25 protein-coding genes are annotated in these 20,404 nt (G+C 39.4%); 6 read left to right on the top strand and 19 right to left on the bottom strand.

The window, feature by feature from the left end:
• Nucleotides 1-24 precede the first annotated feature (24 nt).
• Genes AC6H4V_RS04755 through acpS form a run of 3 tightly spaced genes read left to right on the top strand, consistent with a single transcriptional unit; the run spans nt 25 to nt 1,253 of the window.
• Entirely contained in the window at nt 25-282 is a 258-nt protein-coding gene (locus tag AC6H4V_RS04755) for a hypothetical protein (protein WP_428729824.1), read from the top strand.
• Nucleotides 283-329: 47 nt separating this feature from the next.
• Complete coding sequence (fliL, locus tag AC6H4V_RS04750) at nt 330-899, top strand: flagellar basal body-associated protein FliL (protein ID WP_428729823.1); 570 nt, start codon at nt 330-332, stop codon at nt 897-899.
• On the top strand, nt 900-1,253 hold the full coding sequence (acpS, locus tag AC6H4V_RS04745) for a holo-ACP synthase (protein ID WP_497607688.1): 354 nt from the start codon (nt 900-902) through the stop codon (nt 1,251-1,253).
• Nucleotides 1,254-1,271: 18 nt separating this feature from the next.
• On the opposite strand, the gene thiS is transcribed toward acpS, so the two are convergent.
• Entirely contained in the window at nt 1,272-1,472 is a 201-nt protein-coding gene (thiS, locus tag AC6H4V_RS04740; RefSeq protein WP_497607687.1) for a sulfur carrier protein ThiS, read from the bottom strand.
• A gap of 115 nt (nt 1,473-1,587) precedes the next feature.
• Here thiS and AC6H4V_RS04735 point away from each other — a divergent pair.
• A protein-coding gene (locus AC6H4V_RS04735) for an IS5 family transposase (RefSeq protein WP_497606173.1) occupies nt 1,588-2,429 on the top strand; the annotation gives its coding sequence in 2 pieces (ribosomal slippage) (nt 1,588-1,987 and nt 1,987-2,429; 843 coding nt in all).
• Between the two features lie 44 nt (nt 2,430-2,473).
• Nucleotides 2,474-3,223, top strand: a complete 750-nt coding sequence (locus AC6H4V_RS04730) for a response regulator transcription factor (protein WP_497607686.1) — start codon at nt 2,474-2,476, stop codon at nt 3,221-3,223.
• Nucleotides 3,224-3,240: 17 nt separating this feature from the next.
• On the opposite strand, the gene AC6H4V_RS04725 is transcribed toward AC6H4V_RS04730, so the two are convergent.
• The 14 genes from AC6H4V_RS04725 to AC6H4V_RS04660 all read right to left on the bottom strand — a co-directional run bounded on the left by AC6H4V_RS04725 (nt 3,241) and on the right by AC6H4V_RS04660 (nt 15,299).
• Nucleotides 3,241-4,365, bottom strand: coding sequence for a multiheme c-type cytochrome (locus AC6H4V_RS04725; RefSeq protein ID WP_497607685.1), 1,125 nt, complete (start codon nt 4,363-4,365; stop codon nt 3,241-3,243).
• 75 nt (nt 4,366-4,440) lie between these two features.
• On the bottom strand, nt 4,441-5,070 hold the full coding sequence (locus AC6H4V_RS04720) for a Crp/Fnr family transcriptional regulator (RefSeq protein WP_428729818.1): 630 nt from the start codon (nt 5,068-5,070) through the stop codon (nt 4,441-4,443).
• Nucleotides 5,067-5,486 carry a hypothetical protein gene (locus tag AC6H4V_RS04715; protein WP_497607684.1) on the bottom strand — a complete coding sequence of 140 codons (420 nt, stop codon included), beginning with the start codon at nt 5,484-5,486 and terminating at the stop codon, nt 5,067-5,069. Before AC6H4V_RS04715 ends, AC6H4V_RS04720 begins: the two co-directional genes overlap by 4 nt.
• Before the next feature lie 9 nt (nt 5,487-5,495).
• Entirely contained in the window at nt 5,496-6,443 is a 948-nt protein-coding gene (locus tag AC6H4V_RS04710; RefSeq protein ID WP_497607683.1) for a hypothetical protein, read from the bottom strand.
• Nucleotides 6,443-7,111, bottom strand: coding sequence for an ABC transporter ATP-binding protein (locus AC6H4V_RS04705; RefSeq protein ID WP_497607682.1), 669 nt, complete (start codon nt 7,109-7,111; stop codon nt 6,443-6,445). Before AC6H4V_RS04705 ends, AC6H4V_RS04710 begins: the two co-directional genes overlap by 1 nt.
• A complete protein-coding gene (locus AC6H4V_RS04700; protein WP_497607681.1) occupies nt 7,111-8,286 on the bottom strand; it encodes an ABC transporter permease in 1,176 nt (391 codons plus the stop codon). Before AC6H4V_RS04700 ends, AC6H4V_RS04705 begins: the two co-directional genes overlap by 1 nt.
• A complete protein-coding gene (locus tag AC6H4V_RS04695) occupies nt 8,276-8,560 on the bottom strand; it encodes a hypothetical protein (RefSeq protein ID WP_497607680.1) in 285 nt (94 codons plus the stop codon). Before AC6H4V_RS04695 ends, AC6H4V_RS04700 begins: the two co-directional genes overlap by 11 nt.
• Entirely contained in the window at nt 8,550-9,635 is a 1,086-nt protein-coding gene (locus AC6H4V_RS04690) for a nitrous oxide reductase accessory protein NosL (RefSeq protein ID WP_497607679.1), read from the bottom strand. Before AC6H4V_RS04690 ends, AC6H4V_RS04695 begins: the two co-directional genes overlap by 11 nt.
• 30 nt (nt 9,636-9,665) lie before the next feature.
• Nucleotides 9,666-10,145, bottom strand: coding sequence for a DUF4149 domain-containing protein (locus AC6H4V_RS04685; protein ID WP_497607678.1), 480 nt, complete (start codon nt 10,143-10,145; stop codon nt 9,666-9,668).
• A 2-nt stretch (nt 10,146-10,147) separates the two neighbouring features.
• Entirely contained in the window at nt 10,148-10,975 is an 828-nt protein-coding gene (prmC, locus tag AC6H4V_RS04680) for a peptide chain release factor N(5)-glutamine methyltransferase (RefSeq protein WP_497607677.1), read from the bottom strand.
• On the bottom strand, nt 10,957-12,213 hold the full coding sequence (locus AC6H4V_RS04675; protein WP_497607676.1) for a M48 family metallopeptidase: 1,257 nt from the start codon (nt 12,211-12,213) through the stop codon (nt 10,957-10,959). Before AC6H4V_RS04675 ends, prmC begins: the two co-directional genes overlap by 19 nt.
• A 41-nt stretch (nt 12,214-12,254) precedes the next feature.
• Complete coding sequence (locus AC6H4V_RS04670; RefSeq protein WP_497607675.1) at nt 12,255-12,545, bottom strand: Dabb family protein; 291 nt, start codon at nt 12,543-12,545, stop codon at nt 12,255-12,257.
• Between the two features lie 50 nt (nt 12,546-12,595).
• Nucleotides 12,596-13,942 carry an SLC13 family permease gene (locus AC6H4V_RS04665; RefSeq protein WP_497607674.1) on the bottom strand — a complete coding sequence of 449 codons (1,347 nt, stop codon included), beginning with the start codon at nt 13,940-13,942 and terminating at the stop codon, nt 12,596-12,598.
• Between the two features lie 10 nt (nt 13,943-13,952).
• On the bottom strand, nt 13,953-15,299 hold the full coding sequence (locus tag AC6H4V_RS04660) for an RNA-binding domain-containing protein (RefSeq protein ID WP_497607673.1): 1,347 nt from the start codon (nt 15,297-15,299) through the stop codon (nt 13,953-13,955).
• A gap of 158 nt (nt 15,300-15,457) precedes the next feature.
• On the opposite strand from AC6H4V_RS04660, the gene AC6H4V_RS04655 reads away from it, so the two are divergent.
• Complete coding sequence (locus AC6H4V_RS04655) at nt 15,458-15,832, top strand: cytochrome c family protein (RefSeq protein WP_497607672.1); 375 nt, start codon at nt 15,458-15,460, stop codon at nt 15,830-15,832.
• On the opposite strand, the gene AC6H4V_RS04650 is transcribed toward AC6H4V_RS04655, so the two are convergent.
• Genes AC6H4V_RS04650 through gatB form a run of 4 tightly spaced genes read right to left on the bottom strand, consistent with a single transcriptional unit; the run spans nt 15,829 to nt 20,400 of the window.
• Nucleotides 15,829-16,719: an NAD(P)H-dependent glycerol-3-phosphate dehydrogenase gene (locus AC6H4V_RS04650; protein WP_497607671.1), complete on the bottom strand. Its 891-nt coding sequence runs from the start codon at nt 16,717-16,719 to the stop codon at nt 15,829-15,831. The two genes, AC6H4V_RS04655 and AC6H4V_RS04650, sit on opposite strands and share 4 nt — an antisense overlap.
• The gene (locus AC6H4V_RS04645; RefSeq protein WP_428729804.1) at nt 16,712-17,413 is read right to left on the bottom strand and encodes an NAD-binding protein; all 702 of its coding nucleotides are present in this window, start codon (nt 17,411-17,413) and stop codon (nt 16,712-16,714) included. The genes AC6H4V_RS04650 and AC6H4V_RS04645 overlap by 8 nt, the downstream gene beginning before the upstream one ends.
• Nucleotides 17,410-18,975: an ion transporter gene (locus AC6H4V_RS04640; RefSeq protein ID WP_497607670.1), complete on the bottom strand. Its 1,566-nt coding sequence runs from the start codon at nt 18,973-18,975 to the stop codon at nt 17,410-17,412. Before AC6H4V_RS04640 ends, AC6H4V_RS04645 begins: the two co-directional genes overlap by 4 nt.
• On the bottom strand, nt 18,976-20,400 hold the full coding sequence (gene gatB / locus AC6H4V_RS04635; RefSeq protein ID WP_497607669.1) for an Asp-tRNA(Asn)/Glu-tRNA(Gln) amidotransferase subunit GatB: 1,425 nt from the start codon (nt 20,398-20,400) through the stop codon (nt 18,976-18,978).
• Nucleotides 20,401-20,404: the final 4 nt, after the last annotated feature.

Below are 20,404 nucleotides of genomic sequence, written 5' to 3'. Positions count from 1 at the left end.
AAATTTTTTAAAGGAAATAGTTTTATGGATGCACAAGTAAGAAGCGAAGAGAAATTTTATAAGTTATCAATAGCTTACGAGGGAAGAGAAGAGGGAGAGCTTGTATGCTCCACAATCGACAAAATCACTTCAAAATATGCAATGAAACCTGAATCATACACATGTCACATCTCTGATGCAAAAAATGTTGTTGTGCTTGAGTATCATGACGATGTCAACAGAGAAGCTGGAGCGATATTTGAAGAGATTATCAAAACACTTAATATAGAAATTTGTGACTAAAGTTTAAATTTTGCTATACTAACGAGACTACATTCAAGGAAGAAATTATGGCTGATAAAGAGAAAAAAGAAGAAGAGAGCACAAGCAGCGAGGGTAAAAAGTCAAATACATTGATGATTATCATCATTGTTGTGTTGCTGCTCATTATTATCGCAGGTGCTGTTGTAGCATTTCTTTTGATGGGTGAAGATGAAAAAACTGCACAAACTCCACAGCAAGTTGAGCAAGCAGCAACACCTCAAGCACAGCAAAAGAGCACATCAAGCAGATCTAAAGATGATGGCGATGAGATGGGATCGAAAAAACTCAGTCAAATCGGCACCCTCTACCCGCTAGATGCCTTTACTGTCAACCTAAAGAGTGACGCTGGACGCCGTTATCTAAAAACTACCATTTCCCTTGAACTCAACGGAAAAGAGCTCAGCTTAGAGCTTGATAGTAAAACACCTGTTATACGAGATAGAATCATCAGAATCTTAACCTCTAAAACACTCGAAGAGATCTCCTCTAAAAAGGGAAAACAAAAAATTTCAGAGCAGATTATGGACACGCTTAACTCTATGATTACGGATGGAAGCATTGAGGGGATTTACTTTACAGAGTTTGTTATCCAGTAGATGATTGGCATTGATCTTATCAAAATCTCTCGTATGGAGCGGCTTGTTGAACGATTTAAGAACAGAGCGCTTGAGAGGTTTTTATCCCAAAGTGAGATAGATCTTGTCAAAAACCACAAAACTGCTTCAGGTTTTTGGGCAGCTAAAGAGGCGTGTTCTAAAGCTCTTGGAGTGGGCATCGGTGCCGAGTGTGGATTTCACGATATAGTGATTTACAAAACTCCAACTGGTGCTCCAAAACTCCAACTTACACAAAAAATTGTTGAAAAATTTGCTATTTCAGATATAAGCCTCTCTATCACACATGATGGAGAGTATGCTATTGCCGTTGTGGCAATAAGTAAGAGGGCATAAACAATCTCTTATTTAAAATCAGCCTCCACCAACAAAATCAAGTAACTCTATCTTATCTCCATCAGACAGTTTATATGTTACCCACTCATTTTGCTTAACAATTTGCATATTGACAGCTGCTGCCATAACTTGATCTTTTATATGCAACTCTTCCAACATGCTCTCTAGCGTTATTTGCGCCTTAAACTCTTTTATTTCGCCATTGATAGTCAGTTTCATCTTTCTCTCTTTTTTTCGTTATAGTATCCAATTTTATTGAATATGGAATCAATAATGGATATAATAGACTTCTTGCATAACCCAAAAAGCGGTTCAGAAATTGCTTTTTGTTTGTATGGAAAAATATGAACGATTGCAAAAAATGAAACCGACTGATTTTAAACGATTGGTAGGGGTAAAAAAAGAGACATTTGGGTTGATGCTTGAAGTATGCCAAGAGTATCATAAAGCCAAAAAGAGCAGAGGCGGGAAACCAAATACTTTGTCGATTGCAGACCAGCTATTGCTTATGTTGGGATACTATCGAGAGTATAGGAGTATGGCACATATTGCATTTGACTATGGCGTAAGTGAAGCGACAGTATCAAGAGTGATTCAAGAGATGGAGAGCGTATTGATACAATCAGGTAAATTTTCACTACCTGGTAAAAAAGCCTTATATGAAGATGGAGGAATTGAACTTGATTATATCGTTATCGATGCAACTGAATGCTCAGTTCAACGCCCAAAAAAAGGCAACAAAGATGCTACAGTGGAAAGAAAAAGCGACATACAGCCAAAGGACAAATCGTGATTGATAGCAATCAACGCATTATTTGTACCGCTGTTAGCGTACATAATATCCACGATTTTAAGCTGTTCAAACAATCGAGATTGCCAATCAAAAAAGAGACCAATGTAAAAGTAGATACTGGCTATCTTGGAATCAATTCTCTTCATATGAATAGTGATATTCCAAAGAAAAAAACCAAACTTCATCCTCTTACAAAAGAAGATAAGCTTTCCAACAAAATGAAAGCATCTGCTCGCATATGCGTTGAGCATGTGAATGCTAAAATAAAAACATTTAAAATACTTGGAGAAAAGTACCGAAATCGCAGAAAACGATTTGGTTTACGCTTCAATCTGATATGTGCTTTAATTAACGCAGATCGAGGATTTGGAATAAAATGTTAGGTTATGCAAGAAGTCTAATAAATAAAAACAGTATGAGGTTGTCTTTGAAATTTAAAGAGTTAATCAACGATACAAAAAAGTTCTCCATTCTCTTTGTTGAAGACCATGATGAGTTGCGTGAAAATACACGAGAGATTTTAAATAAATTTTTTGAAAATGCGCATAGCGCAAGAAATGGCGAAGAGGCACTCAAACAGTATAGGGATTTTTATGCTCAAGAATCCAAATATTATGACATTGTTCTCTCAGATATACAGATGCCAAAGTTAGGTGGCGTTGAACTTGTAGAGCAAATCTACACTCTTAACCCAAACCAAACTATCATTATGCTCTCAGCCCATGATGATGCAAAGTATCTCATACCACTCATCAATCTAAAAATAGAGCAATTTATAAAAAAACCTATCGATTACCAAGATTTGCTTAGTGCCCTTCAAAAAACAACAAAAAAGCTACTCTTGAATGGTGATGCACAAAACCAACTTACGCCATCTTCTCTTGTCAAACTACATAAAACGTGTACTTTTGACAAAGAGACACATATTTTAGAAATAGACAACACCATCGTTCCTCTTACAAAATATGAGATACTTTTCTTACAAATACTCACAAATAATGTAGGAAAAATCTACTCAAACGAAGAAATAACGGCTTCTTATATCGCATCTCATGAAAACCTAGATACGCTTAATATACGCAAACTCGTCTCAAAATTAAGAAAAAAACTCTCAAACAACTGCATTGAGAGTGTTTATGGAATCGGTTATAGAGTTATTCCCTTTTCAAAAAATTAGGATACAGATTTTTTTACTTAAAACTCAAATTTCTCTGATTTTAAAACTCTAGACTTCGTGAGCTCTTTCTTTGCCTCAACTCCTAGTTTTTTTGCTCCTTGTTCGGAGATTCTCTGTGCTGTGAGCGTGAGGGTTAGCTTATCTCCTTTTTGGAGCTCTTGTGCAAATGTGACATCTTTTTTTGCATAGATGAGCGTATCTTTTAAAACACTATTGGCATTCCATGGCATTGCTTCTTTGCCGTCTTTAGCGAGAACTCTCTCAAAAACAAAAGGTTCTAGTTCGATATTTTTTCCGCCTCTATTGATGGTTGCCTTTAAGATTCCCTGTCTTAAAGAGTGACCAAAGAGTGCGTGGTTTGCTTTGTTAATGAGCGTTACGACAAAAGCGTTGCTTTTTTTGGAGATTTGAAACTCGATATATGCACCCATCTTCTCACTCATCTGGTGAATACCGGCAATGCCATGGTAAGCATGTGTTTGTGTGCCATTGATGGTTACTTTTGTGCCTAGCACTTGTGGCATATGACAAGTGACACAGCTGTTTTTATCCTCTTTATTTATAAGGGCATCGAGCATTATGATGTCAAAACCATGTTCATTGTTAGTGTGCGAATGGCATCCCATGCAGATATTGCCACTATAGTAGCCCTCATTGTCATAGTCTATTTTATGATATGGTGAGCTTTTTGGCTCTTTTAAAAGCCCAAACCAAGAGGATTTTGTTTCATATGTAGCATTTCCTTTTTTCCCATTTTCTGCTGTATAAAATTCCTGTTTCTCACCCGTCGTGATGTTTATATTTGCATGTTCACCCTCTTGCACATTTTTGATAGTGTGACAAAAAACACATGAGATAGGCTCTTCAGACTGAATCTCATTCTCCGACAAAATGCCTTTTTGCAGTGCTTCACTATCACTTGGAGAGTGGCATTTTGCGCATGTATAACCTTTTTCATCTTTTGGATACGCTTCCCACATCGCTTTATGGATAGGGTTATTTGTCGTTGAGCTATTGCGATGGGAAGAGGTGTAGTACTCTTCATAGATAATTGGGTGACATTTTTGACAAACTTTACTCTCGTTTGCATAGAGAGCGTTGCAAAGAAAAAAGAGTGGCAAAAATAAAAAAAAGATGCGCATGGTCTTCCTAATATAAAAAATTTTTATATTGTAACAAACTCTTAACAGTTAGCTATTGATATGTATCAGTAAAGCTTAAAAATACTGAACAAGGGCGTCTCTGTCTATGTACTTTTTCTTTACATTGATGGTGCCGTTATCTTTAAAAAATTTGAGTATGCGTGAGAGTGTCTCTGGTGAAACACCCAAAATCTCAGCTATCTCGATGTTTTTTGTCTCAAAAAAATCTTCCCAGTGGTTGTAGATATACTTTGCTACTCGCTCTTTTGAGTCTAGAACTAAGTTGGTAGAGATGATATTTTCAAGATTTTTAATCTTTTTGATTAGCGATGTTTGGATGTTAAAAGCTAGATTTGGGTTAAGAAAGATGATTTCTTTGAGCTTTTCAAAATCTATTTTTAAAAACTCTACATCACTGTACGCCTTTGCAGTGGCAGGATAAGGGATATCCTCAAAGTTTGCAACCTCACCGATAAGCTCATTTTCATGAAAGTACTTAAGCACTATCTCTTTATGGCTTGAGGTTGTTTTGTAGAGTTTTATAACACCTTTTACCAAAAGGTAGAGATACTTTGGCTCATCACCCTCGTAAAAGACGATGTTATCTTTACCGACCTTATGTTCTGTCGTAAAGCTCTCTATCTTTTTGATGGTTTCATCGTCTAAATTTTGAAAAAGGATAGTGTTTTTTAGATGTACTTTCATTTTATTCTTTTTACAACCTCATCATACGTCAAAATTTCTGAGCCCTCTTTAATGCTCTCTTTTGAGGCATGTGCACTAAAACCAAATGCCATAGGAGTGACATTTTCTGAGCTATAAAATGCGCTTCTTGCATCAATCCACTCTCCTGTGATAGCATCTGTAATCCAAATCTTTGCGCTATCTTTAAAGTCGATTTTTTCCTCTTCAAACCATAAAACCATACACCCGATATCATCAAATCTGTATGTTTTTTTCATGGTTGGATGCTGCAACTGCACGGTGTTTTTTCTATCGCTTAGTACCATAACACAACGGTCACACATATCTCTGTCCCAATGTATCTTTGCGGGTCCGTTTGTAGGCTTTTGCTCACATCCTAAAAACAACAAAAAAGAGAGTAAAAAGAGTTTTAACATCAACATTCCTTATAAAAAAACACCGTTTTTAAAGTAGTAAAACAGTACATAAAGTGTCAGCAATATAACATAAAGAGAATTAAATAAAAGTGAGATTTTATACCCATTTTCAACCTTTGGCATAAAACCGATAATCATCCCGTGAAATGTTCCTAAAAACAGAGAGATATAGAGAAAATAGCCGACATAATGGTAATCACCCTGCAAAAAACAAAACGGGCAGTGATGTGACGGAAGCTCATAGATATAAGTTCCGAAAAAGAGGATAAGCGAGATAAGCGAAACAGGGAGAAAAAGGGTATTTAGCGCGCTAAAGAGATACTTTTTTTTCAAAAAAAAGAAGAGAAGAATCAAAAAATAGTTACCATAAAAAGCAAGCAGTAAAAGAGAGTTGTCTATCTTAAAAAGGGTTGAGAGTGCCGAAGTGGAAGAGCTTGAGTAGATACTACCGCAACAGCTCACCATCTTGTCTATCTCTATATCTTGAAACATTCTAAAATCAAGCACCAACTCAAGCAAAAGAGAGAGAAAAAAGAGCAAAAAAAGTCCGAATTTAAGCTTTGTGTAGGGTTGGTTTTTGTCACTCATATCTATGGTGTGCAGCTTGAGCCAAGAGGCAAAGAGATAGAGATTTATGATTTTAAGTGCTATAAGGTACATCCCGCTTTGCGTAGCATCCACAACACCGGCAGCGCACATAGCTCCCGTAATAACGCCCGATATTTTGTCGAGCGTAAAGATGAAAAAGGCAAAAAGCACCACTTTGACGCTAAAGATATACTTGATGATAGTTGCGGCTAAAAAACTCTGTTTTTCAAGAGTGTATTGCAGCGGCGTTGTTGCATCTGCATCCCATTTTAAAAATATCCTAAGACTTAGCACAAATGCCACCGCACCAAAGAGTCCAAAGAGCAGATTTAGCACGAGGATGGCAAGAACTTCGGGAGTAAGAAGCATCAGAGAAGCTTTCCTTGAGAGATCTCTATCTCTCTATCGACCACATCAAGCCCAAAAAAAAGCGGGTCATGTGTCGCTATAACGATGGTTTTTCCCTCCGCTTTAAGCTCTTTTACTATCTCTACAAAAGAGAGGGAGAGTTTGGCATCAAGGTTTGCGGTTGGTTCATCAGCTAGGATGATTTGCGGGTTGTTGATGTTGGCTCTGGCAATCGCCACTCTCTGCTGTTCTCCGCCTGAGAGGTTTTTGACAAGCTGTTTTGCCTTGTGCGCTATATGAAACATCCCCAAAACACGCTCAAGCTTTGCTTTTATCTCTTTGGCATCGAGATTTATCGGCACAAGCGGCAAGATGATATTTTCTTCTACGCTAAGTGTTGGGATAAGGTTGTACTTTTGAAAAACAAACCCTATGGTGTTACGCCTAAAGTCGGAAGCGAAACTATCTGGAAGTTTGGAGATGCGTTCATCTCCTACAACCACTTCGCCGCTTGTGGGTTTACTAAGTGCGGCAACAAGTGAGAGAATCGTACTCTTCCCGCTCCCGCTAGAACCTCGAAGCACAACAACTTCTCCTTTTTTTATCTCAAGATTGATATTATCAAGTGCGATTACGCTCTCGTTTTGGTTTACCTCATACTTTTTGACTACATCTACCAAGCGTATCATTAGCGTATTACCTCGTCTGCTTCAAGTGTTGCACTTCTCCATGAAGGGATGATGATAGCGGCGATATAGAGCGGCACGGTAAGAAAAAAGAGAAGTGCAAATGTCTGCACATCTAGCACAAAAGGTAGCGCAAAAGAGGTTTTAAGCTGCGAATACCCCGAAAATATCTCCCGTAAAAGCGGTGCATGAAAGATATAGACGAACGCAAGTGCAAGAGCGATACCAAGGACATACGCCAAAAGAGAGACGATAAAGCCCTCATAAAATTTCTCTCTCAGCACATCATCCACTCTCCAACCGATAGCTTTTAGTATGCCAATCTCCCGTTTTTGCTCACTGCTAAGCCCGCTTGCCCTGTCATAAATGATGATAAAAAAAGCAAAAAGAGCGGTGGTAAAGAGTGCCAAAAATATACCGCTTTTATAGTCAAAGATATTTTGATAGCTGATTTTAAGGTCATCTTTTGTGATAACTCTTGTGTCGGGATAGAGAAGTTTGATTTTTGAAGCGATGGTTGCTACCTCGTTGAAATTGGCTACACGCACGACGATATCGGTCGCTTTGTTCTCTTTCATCTCAAAAATCTCTCGCACACTCTCTTTGCTCATAAGGATAACATCGTTAGACTCAAGTTCAGTCTCTGCTTTGAAAACAGCATCGATATCTACTCGCTTGAGTGTACCGTCTGGCTTAATAAAGTTAAAGTACTCTTTGTAGTAGTTCGTATCCATGACCCGCTTTACCCCCTCACCAACAAGCATGGACGGTTTGGTAAAGTCAAGTTTTGATACGGCGGCAACAAAAGATTTTTTATACTGCTCCTCATACTCATCAATGCCCATAAGCGTAAAGTTTACCCCCGCATTTTCAAAGTAGTAGTACCCCCACACCCTTGCAACAGCACTCTCTACTCCGTTAAGCTCTAAAATCGCATCAATGACATCAACATCTATCTCATCATGCCGTCCTGCTTTTATCTTTTGCACGGTAATCTCAGGGAGTGCGTCCACCGTTGCATGAAGTTCGTGTTTCATGGAGCTTGTGATAAAAAAGATGGATGAGAGCAGAAAAATAAGAAGCGTTAAAACCAGAGTGACAAAAACAGTTTTGTATTTTTGACGCAAGAGCGAGTTGATGGCGTACTCAACAATATAAAAGTTAATCCTACTTCGCATCATTTGCCTTGTAAACATAGGTCGAAGCAAAATAGTCTCTCAGCGCACCGTCATCCCGATAAATAGAGAAAAAATCGCTCAAACTTCTATGTCTGATGTAAGAGGCCTCCGTTGAAATCGCCAAATCGCTAAGTCCGAGAGTAGCTACAAACTCTCTTTTGAGTCCAAAACTCTCCTCATTTTTTGTAGAGGAGAGATAAAAAATCTCCGCCGCTATAAAGCAAAAGAGCAGAGAAAAAGTCCAGAGAAGAAAAGCACTTTTTTTATTTGTCAAGTTTTTCAATCTCTTCTTTTGTGATTGCCTCAAACCCGATTACTTTATGCCCTTTATGATCCATACTAAAAGCTGATGCCTCTTTTTGGGTAGCAAACGGAATCAGCTCATTGCCCATAGGACCATAAACATCGCTTCCGATGACATAAAATGCCTTTGTCGCATCAAGTGCCTTTTGGGAGTAGTAGTCTGAAACCAGCATCTTAGAAATCCCATCTTTATGGTCAAAATAGTACTTCATCATATCTTTTGCGCCATCAAAAGAGAAGTGCGTATCTTTGTAAAAAATCTGCGCCGCCCATTTTGGATATTTGTAAACAAACATACCGCAAACAGGACATTTCTCATCTTTTGTTACCTGAATAGTATCTTGCTTGGATGCACCTTCACCAAATCTTTTTACCTCCCACATATAAAGCGAGAGCGGCTGAAGCTCCTGCTCTGCAAGTTCGCCGCAAAGTTTTTTAGCTACAAGGTCTGCTTTGAGTTCGTTGATTTGCAGATAAGTGTTGATGTCTATCTCTTTTTTGCAGTTTTTCTCAAAGATCTTTTTACCCATAGGATAAATTTGTTTCTCTTTTTTCATCTGCACCATGGCAACATCTGCGTCTAAAGAAGCCTTTGCCATAGAGAGTGCTTTTTCAAAAGAGACGACTTCTCCGCCATGCTCCATGTTAAAATCCTCAGCCGCCTCTTTGTCTTTAAAGGCAAGTTTGCTCACCTTACTCATAGTTCCCTGCACGTCTGAGCCGACAACATAAAAGGCATCTTTTGCACTTATAAGCTTTTGTGAAACCACATCCACAACCTGCACATCGTTTGTGTCGATTTTGAACTCCTGCATATCTACCGCCAAACATCTGATGGAGCAATACTGTCTTTGCGGATGGTCGTGGATTTTTGCGGCATGGGAAGTTTTATAGTAGGCTTCGAGTTTCATACCACATACGGGACACCACTCTTTTTGTGACCCTTTTTGAACTAGCTCAGGGGGAGTTGTAGCAGACTTTGTAAAACTATCAGCATAAATACTGACACAGAAGAAAAAAAGAAGGGCAAGGATTTTTTTTAACATGAAGAGCCTCTTTTTGAGAAATTTAAGAGGCTATTTTATCCTAAGAAGCATTAATCTTCTTATAAATAATATAAGTATTGCTATTGCTAAAATCTTAAAATCAAGCTCACTCGCCTGATGGAGGTTGATAAAAGTATCACTCAGTGTCGCCTCTTCACCAAGTCTTTGCATGGAGACGATTTTTGGCGCATAAACCCCGCTAAACATCAAAGCTGAGAAGATGGCAGTAACAGAAGCACCAAAAACAACTGCATCTCTTTGCCCGTTTTTGTACATTACTATCTCATAAAGAGCTATAAAAAAAGCTAAAATAGTAACCCAGTAGCTAAAACGGCGAAAAATCTCTGCCATGATAACTCCCTCGTTGTAGTTGCTTAACTCTACTCCAAAAAGAAGGTTTTGGGTGTTAAAAACGACAGGAGCGACGAATGCACCAAGAATGATAACTGCGCCAAAAGTTGCAGCCAAAAGAAGCAGGTAACTAAAATCCATATAAACATTGCGCTTCATAGCTATAACCTTAGTGTAAAACCCCTGTCAAAATCACTGTAATCTTTATAAAAAGAGAGTGATTTTATGGGCGTTTTTTTTAAATAGTTGCGTATTTTATCTTTTTGGTCATAACCCATCTCACAGCTAAAAAAGTTAATCTCTCTCTTTAAGAGTTCATCAAGAAGTTCTTTGATGATCTCATCCCCCTCTTCTCCTCCAAAGAGCGCATTTTTCGGCTCATAGGAGAGGTTTGATTCTAGCGGTGCAGCGTTTGCGATGTAGGGAGGGTTGGAGACAAGATAGTCTACATGTTCAGTTACAGGCTCTAAAAGCGAACCCTCTCTTAGTTCTATTCTATGCGAGAGTCCAAATTTCTCGATATTTTTTTGTGCGATAACAAGGGCATCTTTAGAGATATCCACCGCTATAAATCTTGCATTTGGTAAAAATTTTGCAAGCATGATAGAGATGATACCGCTACCCACACCCACCTCGACGATGGTAAGGGGTGCGTTTTTGTCTTCACTATTTTTTAAAACCTCATCTATAAGAAGCTCCGTCTCAGGGCGTGGGATGAGTGCGCCTTTGGCGATAAAAAACTCCTCGCTATAAAAACTTACCCTCTGCGTTATGTACTCAAGCGGCTCATTTTTGGCTCTGCGCCCTACCCACTCCAGAAGTTTTTCACTCTCTTTGACCTCATCTTCTTGATGCGTCAAAAGCCAGAGTTCATCCACGCTCAGATGGTACATCAAAAGCAATTGCGCCTCTCTTGAAGCCCTATGTATGTGAGAAAGAGCATCGGTTATCTCTCTGATGGCATCTTTGACTAGATATCTGCTTGACATGCCGCCCCTAAAGCACTTTTGTCAACTCCATCCAGTGCCACACCAAGCTCTTTGAGACGCTCCAAAACCGGCGGGTGTGTGTAGTGAAAAAAGATATAAAGCGGATGAGAGAGCGGAAAACTTTTGTTCTCATTGACAAGCTTTGTGAGTGCATTTGCAAGCTCAATCGCTCCAGCTGCTCCGCCAAGCTCACTTCCCATTCTATCTGCCGCATACTCGTTGTGTCTGCTCACAATCCCCATAAGCGGCATCATCAAAAAGCCAAGAACAGGCATAAAAAGAAGTAGCAAAATCATAATCGCATAAGGAGCTTCTTTGATGCCAAGCTCCACGTAGAGTGAGGATGGAAGGTTACCAAATAGTGCAAACATACCAAAGAGCATCGCACCCACCATAGCGATATTTTTGTAGATGTCGCCATGCGCAAAGTGTCCCAGCTCATGCCCCAAAACAGCCAAAAGCTCTTTGGTGGTCAGTTTTTCTATAAGCGTATCAAAAAGCACCACTCTTTTTGTCTTGCCAAGTCCGCCAAAATAGGCATTTAACCTCGCATCTCTCTTGCTAGCATCGCTCATAAAAACGCCGGAACTTACAAAACCTGTTCTGTCCATCAACTCTTTTATCTGCGCATCAAGCTCCTCATTTTGAAGAGGTGTAAGTTTGTCGAAAAAGAGCGCACGAAAGGTTGGAAAGAGCATATTGACAAGGATAACAACACCAAAGATAAAGAGAAAACTCCAGAGCCACCAAAGTGTAAAACTTGAGATGATGGCATAAACACCCCAAACGACAAGTGAGCCAAAAAGAAGCGTCATGGCAAAAGATATCGCCGTATCTTTAATCCACTGCTTCATAGTTGATTTGTTGAAACCAAACTGTGCGTCAAGTACAAACTTCTCATAATAGCCAAAAGGAAGCGAAACAAGAGAGTTTATAACCAAAAAGCCCATTACAACAGAGACACTTAAAAGTGTCTCACTCTCAAAAGAGAAGCTGTTCTCTAAAAACTTTATCCCAAAACCGACCCAAAACAAAAAAGCGATATACTCCACAAATGTCGAAGCTATGCTCATCTTCTCTTTAGCGATAGCGTAGTTTCCAGCCTTTATAAACTCACTCTCACTAAGAAGAACTGCTTTGCCTCGTTTTGCTTGGTTTACATAACCTATCTGCATCACGCTGATATAGATAGTCAGAAGCACAAAAAGCGTATAGATTCCTACAATACTCATTACCATAAAACTGCCTTTAGGGTTTAAATTTTTCGCAATTCTAGCATTTATAAAATATAGTCAACCACTTTTGACTCCAAAGTCACAGACTTTATAAACTCTACCACTTTGAGGTGTTCTGGGTCGATAGCGTAAGCATCAAGGTCTTCTTTGGTCTCAAAAGTGGAGTATAAAGAGAGGTCAAACGCCCTCTCAGAGTTTGTAAAGTTTACCCCTACTTCCATCGATATGAGTGATGGAACAAGTGCTACGAGTGCATTTAGTCTCACTGCAACCGCTTGGATATTTGCCTCTTTATTCTCTTCTTTAAATCTAAACATAACAATATGAACTACCATGCAAAACTCCTTTTTTGCGAAATTTTAGCTAAAAATTGTTAAGGAGACTTCTACTTCCAAAAAAACTCCGCGATAAAGACCACAAGCAAAATGCCAGCTATATTGAGTACAAATCCGTACTTTGCCATGTCACTTACCTTGAGTGTTCCAGAACTCATGGCGATGGCATTTGGCGGGGTGGCTATGGGGAGCATAAAGGCGTAACTAGCACATACCGTTGCTACTATCATAAAGAGTTTTGCATCCAAACCAGACTGCTGCAAGAGAGCATAAATGATGGGCAACATAACAGAGATAAGAGCAGTGTTGGATGTTATCTCGGTTGTAAATGTGACAAGAACAGCAACGGCTAAAAGTATCAAAATGGGTTCAAGTTCCATTAGAGCAACAAGATAGGAAGCAACACTGTCTGCCAAACCTGTGGCACTAAAAGCAGAGGCTATGGAAAATCCTGCCCCAAATAAAAACATAATGCGAAATGGAATCTTTGCTTTGTCGTCCATCCATTTAAGCGTGTGAAACGGCGGCACAAACAACAAAAGACCAAACCCAAGCAAGATGACGGTTTCACTCCATCCAAGCCCATTCCAATAGGGTTTAAAAGGAGCGTTGAGCAGAAGAAGTAAAACGACTCCTCCTAAGAGCAGGAGTACCTTTTTTTGCTCTTTTGTGAGTTTTTTGCTCTCATTTTCTACCTTTATCGCAACTCCATCTACGCCGATACTAAGCAAAAAAGCGGCAACAAAGAACATGGTAAAAACCAGAGGCAACATCATCCAGCTCCACTCCATAAAAGAGAACAACTCCATCCCTTTTTCTTGCATAAATCCAAGCAAAATAAGATTTGGAGGCGTTCCGATGGGCGTTAAAATACCGCCGATACTCGCACCATAGGCGATGGAGAGGGCAAAACGCATCTTGAGTTTTGGATTTTGCGTAAGGTAGAGTGCTATAGAGATAAGAAGAAGCGTTGTTGTGGTGTTTGAGAGAAGTGAACTAAGAAGTCCTGATGTTATGACAAGAGAGAAGATAATACCTCTGGGCGTTGCCGGAAAAAAAGAGAACATTTTTTGCGCTATCCACTCATGAAGCTTCGTCTTTTCAACACCGATAGCAAGCAAAAAACCACCCAAAAAAAGAAAAATAATGGGATTTGCATAGTTTTGTGTAGTTTGCGATACAGAGAGGATAGAAAAAGAGGGAAACAGGATGATGGGAAGCAAAGAGACCACACCAAGAGGCAATCCTTCATTTGTCCAAAGTGTCACCAAAAAAGCAATTACCCCTAAAAGGAGTGACTGCATGGGAGAAAAAAGCATAAACGCCGCCGCAAAAATTCCAAATGCCACCAAAAACGCTACGGCTAGTTTTTTATAAATCACGCTACTTTCGCCCATTTTTTCCCTTTTATATGCTTAAAATCTCCCAATGCCCGCCTTTAGCGCCGCCGATTCGTTTAATGATATTTTGCTCTTTTAGTGTTTTGATATGTTTTTCTATCGCCGTTGTGCTTATTCCAAGTTCACTCGCAAGTGCCGTAATTGCAATTTTTGGATTGCCTTGCATAAACTTTATGATGTTTTTCTGTGTTTCACCCAACTTTTTACCCAACTTTTCACCCAACCTATTAGGTAAACTTTTTTTAGTATTAAAATAAAACTCCACCCACAAACCATTTAGCCATCTAAACTGTGGTGTGATTCCATTAAATTTTCGTGATTCATCAACTATCTTTTCTATCCCTCTTCCCCAAGATTCTATATAACCTGCCAAGAAAAAAGGAGCGGCAATAGCAGGGTTATGAGGTTCTGAGTTATGCTTTTGCATCAAGGTATCTAGCGTCCAGTGTGGCGGTAAATCTCCCGCATTCCACATAAGCAATTTATCATCATATACACTTATTTGAATAGTTTGTTGCGAGCTATAATCTTTATGAACTACCGCATTGATAAGAGCTTCCCTAAAGGCTAGTTCAGAGATAGGAAAACTCTCAACCCTTTGCACCCCTTCATAAGAGATGATAGCTTTTAGATACTTTGTAAATATAAGCTCCATAGCTTTATCTACTTGCTCAAAAAGATTTCCCTCTATAACATCTTGATAAACTAAATCGCTATTTGATTTAAAATATCCTATTTTTATGGTGCTTCCGGTTACATACTTTTGAGGCTCTTTTGCAAAAAGAAGTGTTGCTGCTCGTTTTAGATAATCACCCTCTTTGAGATGAAGTTTATCCACTAGCACCTCATCACTCTCTTTTAAAAGCTCAGCATCGATTCTCTTCTTTTTTTCTGCTTTATCTCTAAATAATCTAAATGCGAAAGGGTCTAAATCATCAAATCCAAAATAAGGCACAGGCACACCGTCCCATTTTTTACCTTGACGGGAGAGTAAAAATTTATCAAGCGCAGCACCTTTTAGCTCTTGTGTACTGCTTCCGCTTCTGTAATAGTACGAACCTCTGTAGCTTATAGGGTATGGGTATTTATCTGTGATGATTTCAAGGTACTCTTTATCTTCATCTTGCACAAGATTGACATCTACTAAAATGCCCAAAATATCTCGCACTTTGTTTGGTATATCTTCTAGGAGTTTTTTTGCATTATCAATGCCGACGATTTTTCCATCATCATCTACACCGATATAGAGCTTCCCGCCGTCACTATTACCAAATGCACTAAGCCACTTGATATACTCATCTTTCCAGATTTGTTTAAATTCGATGTTTTGTGATTCGTTAAGGTTTAGATTCATATTCACTGCTTATGTATTAATATCATCGTGTATAAGTAAATTCAGTAAAATTTATTTATCTTATCTTTTTTTCCATATATAAGCTCTTAAAAAACTTGCACTCTTTTAATAATAGTATGTTATAATCCTAATTATTCAAATTTATAAAAGGTGTTGTCATGAAAAAAATTGTAAGTTTATCTTTGATTATAGGCACTCTTGTTTTAGCGTCTGCTTCAGATGCGGAGATAGAGGCTTTGGCGGTTGCGAAATGTGGTGAGTGTCATCTTATGGGTGAGATAACAAAAGAGAAATTAAGTAATATGAAAGCGCCTCCTTACTGGGCGATTGCTAAAAAGGCAAGAGAGAAGTACGAAAAAGAGGAAGATAAGATCAAATATATCGTTGACTACGCTTTTTCTCCGACAGAAGACAAGATGCTTTTTCCAAAAGAGACAAAAGAGAAGTTTGGTGTAATGCCTTCACTTAAAGGCAAAGTAACCCAAGAGGAAATCAGACAGATTTCAACTTACATTTTAGAGAAAAAGTTTTAATTAGCAAGAAAATTGCGGAGGCTTATGCGCGGGTCTAAGCCTTCAAGCATATTGTAAACTTCTCGTGCGATTGGAAGATACAAATCTTTATCTTTAGCTATTTTATGAAGTGCATAAGCAGTTCCTACGCCCTCGGCGACCTCTCCTAGCTCTTTGACTATCTGTTCTTTAGATTTGCCCTCTGCGATGCCAAGCCCCACACGAAAGTTTCTGCTCATAGTCGATGATGCAGTCAAGAAAAGGTCTCCTGCTCCGCTAAGTCCTATAAATGTTTCATCTTTTGCTCCATAAGAGAGACCAAAACGGTGCATCTCTACAAGCCCTCTTGCGATAAGTGAAGCCGCGGCATTTTTACCAAGCCCTAAACCTTCACAAATGCCCGCTGCTATGGCGATAACGTTTTTGTACGCCCCCGCCACCTCAGCACCAACAACATCTGTAGAGGTGTAAGTTTTGATGAAAGATGGGAAAAAGGAGGCAAAAGTTTTGCTTAACTCCTCGTTTTTGGCATTGACCACGAGTGCGGTTGGGAGTGAGCGCATAACCTCTGCGGCAAAAGAGGGACCTGACAAAAAAGCGATGTTGTTTTGTGGAACATAGGCATCATAAATCTCATTTAAAAATCTTCCAGAACTCGCCTCTATCCCTTTTGCCGCAACCAATATTTTGTGATTGTTATAGACAAAATTGTCCCTTAGCCACGATGCGATTTGCTGTGCAGGAATGGCGATAACGAGATACTCCAACTTTAAAATCTCATCCAATGAAACAAAGTTCTTTAGCTCTCTGGGTCTCCTTGAAGTTATATATACTTCACACTTCTCACTCAGCGCAAAAGCCAAAGCGCTTCCCCATTTTCCAGCTCCAATCACTCCTACTTTAGTCACATCTGCTCCCTGTCATCTCTTCAAACTCTTTGATATCTTTTGCATATCCCACGACGATAAAAACATCATCTTTATCGATGATATGATGCTTTATTTTGTACGAATAGATAAATTCACTGCTCATATCTTTGTGCACAAGTGCCAAAACTACCACACCATACTTGATGCTCCAGTCTATCTCAGAAATCTCTTTACCCACATAAATATTTCCCTCGTTCATTTTGACTTGCGCTATTTTGAGTGTACTATTTTGAAATAAAATATTATGAAAAACTTCCTTAACTATGGGTTTTTGAAGCATCTCAGCAATCATTTCAGCGGTTGTTTGCACAAGTGGTATCACCTTGTTAGCACCCGCCATTTGGAGTTTACTTGCAGTTTGTTTGTTGTTTGAGAGTGCTATGATGTTAAGGTTTTCAAAAGAGGAGCGTAGCGAAATCGTTAAAAAGATATTTTCCGCGCTATCTTCTAAAACACAAAATGCGATGGAGTTTTCTCTATCGGTATCTTCATCGATATTGCTCCAGTTATCGCTCAAATCAAAACTCTTTATCTCTACATCATGGCTATTTTTGAGTGCGTCCACCTCACTGCCAAGAGCATAAATAGTGACTTTTTCGTATCCACTCTTAAGATTTTTAGCAATCTCCAAAGCGTAATCGTTATATCCAAAAATCAAGGCTGCTTTTTTCATCGTCTTATCTTCTTGTGTAGATATTTTTCAAACTCTCCCATAAAAGCGTTATTTCCTATGAAAAGCAGGTAGTCACCACTCTCAAGCATCGTCTCTTCTAGGGGGTTGAAGAAAAATCTCTTTGTATTTTTTTTATAGATTCCAAGCAAGATAATTCTAAATTTGGCGCAGTTTAACTCACTCACATAGAGGATATTTTGGCTCATTCTCTCATCCACCAAAATCTCTTCTACGTCCACACCATAGTAGTCATTGCGAAGCGCATGAATCACCTCAAAAGCAACAGGTCGTCCTGTAAGCTCTTTTGCAATCATGCCCACCAATCCTTTTGGATAAAAAATCTCATTTGCACCCGCAAAAATGAGCTTTTTTCGGTTCGCATCATCCATAAGCAGAGAGATGATATTGACATCCTTGCTGATGGAGCGTACAGTCAGTGTCGTATAAACATTTTCTATGTCGCTCTCTCTTAGACAAAGAATCGTCTTGACTTGCAGGTTGATATCTATGCCGAGCTTTTCGTAACTCTCCACGTCCCCTGGGTCATAGTTTATGGCTATAAGCCCATCTTTTTTCGCATTTTCTACTCTTTGGGCATCTTCATCCAAAACGATAACACCGTACTTTGTATTTTTGAGTTTTTTTACAACCTCTTGCGCCACACTCTCATAGCCGCAAATAAGATAAAAATGTTTCAATCCTCGGATAGTGTCCACTGTTCGTATCTCTCTTACCTCATCTAGTTTTTCGGTGAAAGCGGAGACAACGATGGATGTTGTAAATGCCAAAACAGAGATACCAGCGATGATGACAAAGATAGCAACCATCCTCCCCTCAGTCGTTACAGCGACTATATCGCCATACCCAACCGTCGCTATGGTCACTATAGACCAGTAAAGCGCATCAAAAAGAGTGTTGATGGGAGATTTTGGGTTTTGGGCTTCCATGACATAGACAAGTACGGAAGAGACGAAAATAACGATAGAGGAGAAGATGAAAAGGATGAAAAATTCAAATTTTTTCGTAGCAAGAACGGAAACAAAAGCTTGAAAGCTCTTTGTATAACGAAAAAATTTAAAAACTCTAAAAACAACAAAGAGGCGCAACAGCCTAAGTTCATGGAAAAGTGGCAAGATGGCCAGTAAATCTATAATCGCTTTTATAGACAACACAAACCGAAGCTTCTCTTTTGCAGCACTTAAGAGCGCTTTGTAAAGATAAAACTTCCTGCCCAGCGCAACAGCATGTTCACTCTTTTTGATAATCATATCACTGACACTGCTGCTTATCCAAAACCTTAGAACATACTCAACAAGAAATATTATGGAGATAACATAGATGTTAAAAATCTTGAGATAGATGTTTATCTCAGACTTTACTTCCACTATCAAAATGGCAACGCTTGAGAAGATAAGCGCTATCATAAAGATATCAAAGTGTTTTTTGTAGGGGTATTTGTCGTTTTCTAAGACATCATAAAAGAAACGTTTTTGACGCTGATAGGCTATGGACGCGTTTAAAAAGTAGGCAAAATCGACCACTAACCTTGTAAAAAAATTCATCTACCCCAGCTTTGCTTTTAGTATCTCGTTGACTGCTGCAGGGTTTGCACTCCCTTTAGACGCTTTCATCACTTGACCGACAAAGAACCCAAAAAGCTGCTCTTTGCCATTTTTGTACTCTGTCACTTTATCAGCATTAGCAGCGATAACCGTGTCGCAAATCGCTTCAAGAGCACCAGTGTCGCTTACCTGCTTCAACCCAAGTGCTTCAATCGTGCTATCTACATCGCCGCCTTTTTCCATAAGAGAGTCAAGCACCTCTTTTGCCGCTTTGCCGCTTATAGTGCCATCCTCAATTCTCTTAACTAAAAGAGCGAGTTTTTTCGCTTCAAGAGGAGAATTTGAGATATTTACCTCGCCTTTAAATCTTGCAAGAAGCTCGACGGTGAGCCATGTCAGTGCATTTTTAGTGCTAATGCCCTCTTCCATCATACTCTCAAAGTAGTGTGCCATCTCCACCGCCGATGTAAGCACACTTGCGTTGTACTCATTCATGCCATACTCACGCACGAAACGCTCCATCTTCTCATCAGGAAGTTCAGGAATCACGCTAAACTCTTGCATCATCTCATCGGTAATAACCGCTTTAAGCAAATCCGGCTCAGGAAAGTAACGATAATCCGCCGCCTCTTCCTTGCCTCTCATAGAGCGAGTCTCTTGTCTTACTTGGTCAAAAAGGCGTGTTTCTTGAACTATCTCTTTATCGTAAACTCCGTCTTCCCAAGCCTCTATCTGGCGTTCAACTTCAACTTCTATTGCTTTTTGGATAAAACGAAATGAGTTAATGTTTTTTATCTCAACACGAGTGTAGAGTTTCTCATCCCCTTTTGGACGGATAGAGACGTTTACATCCACACGAAACGACCCCTCTTGCATGTTTGCATCGCCGATATCAAGATAGCGGATGATGGAGTGAAGTTTTTTAAGATAGAGCGTTACCTCCTCCGCACTTCTTAGATCAGGTTCGCTTACAATCTCCAAAAGCGGCGTTCCCGCACGGTTCAAATCGACTTTTGAGATAGCACCGTCATGGATGTTTTTCCCCGCATCCGCCTCGATATGCGCACGGTTGATACGGACAACTTTATGTGAGCCGTCTTCAAAATCAATGCGGAGTTTTCCATGCTCAACTACAGGAGTATAGAGCTGTGTAATCTGGTACGCAGAGGGGCTATCTGGATAAAAGTAGCTTTTTCTATCGAAATAAGATGTTTGGTTGATAGTAGCATCAATCGCCGTACCAAACATAACAGACTTATGAAGCACCTCTTTGTTTAAAACGGGAAGCGCACCGGGGAGTGCGAGACACGTTGGACATGTGTTGGTATTTTGTTTGTGGTTAAAACTCGTAGGGCATGAGCAAAAAAGTTTTGTTTTTGTGTTGAGCTGAACATGGACTTCAAGTCCGATAACTACTTCAAACATAGTT

The sequence above is a fragment of the Sulfurimonas lacustris genome, from assembly GCF_059705355.1.
This window is presented reverse-complemented; position numbering and strand designations above follow the sequence as displayed.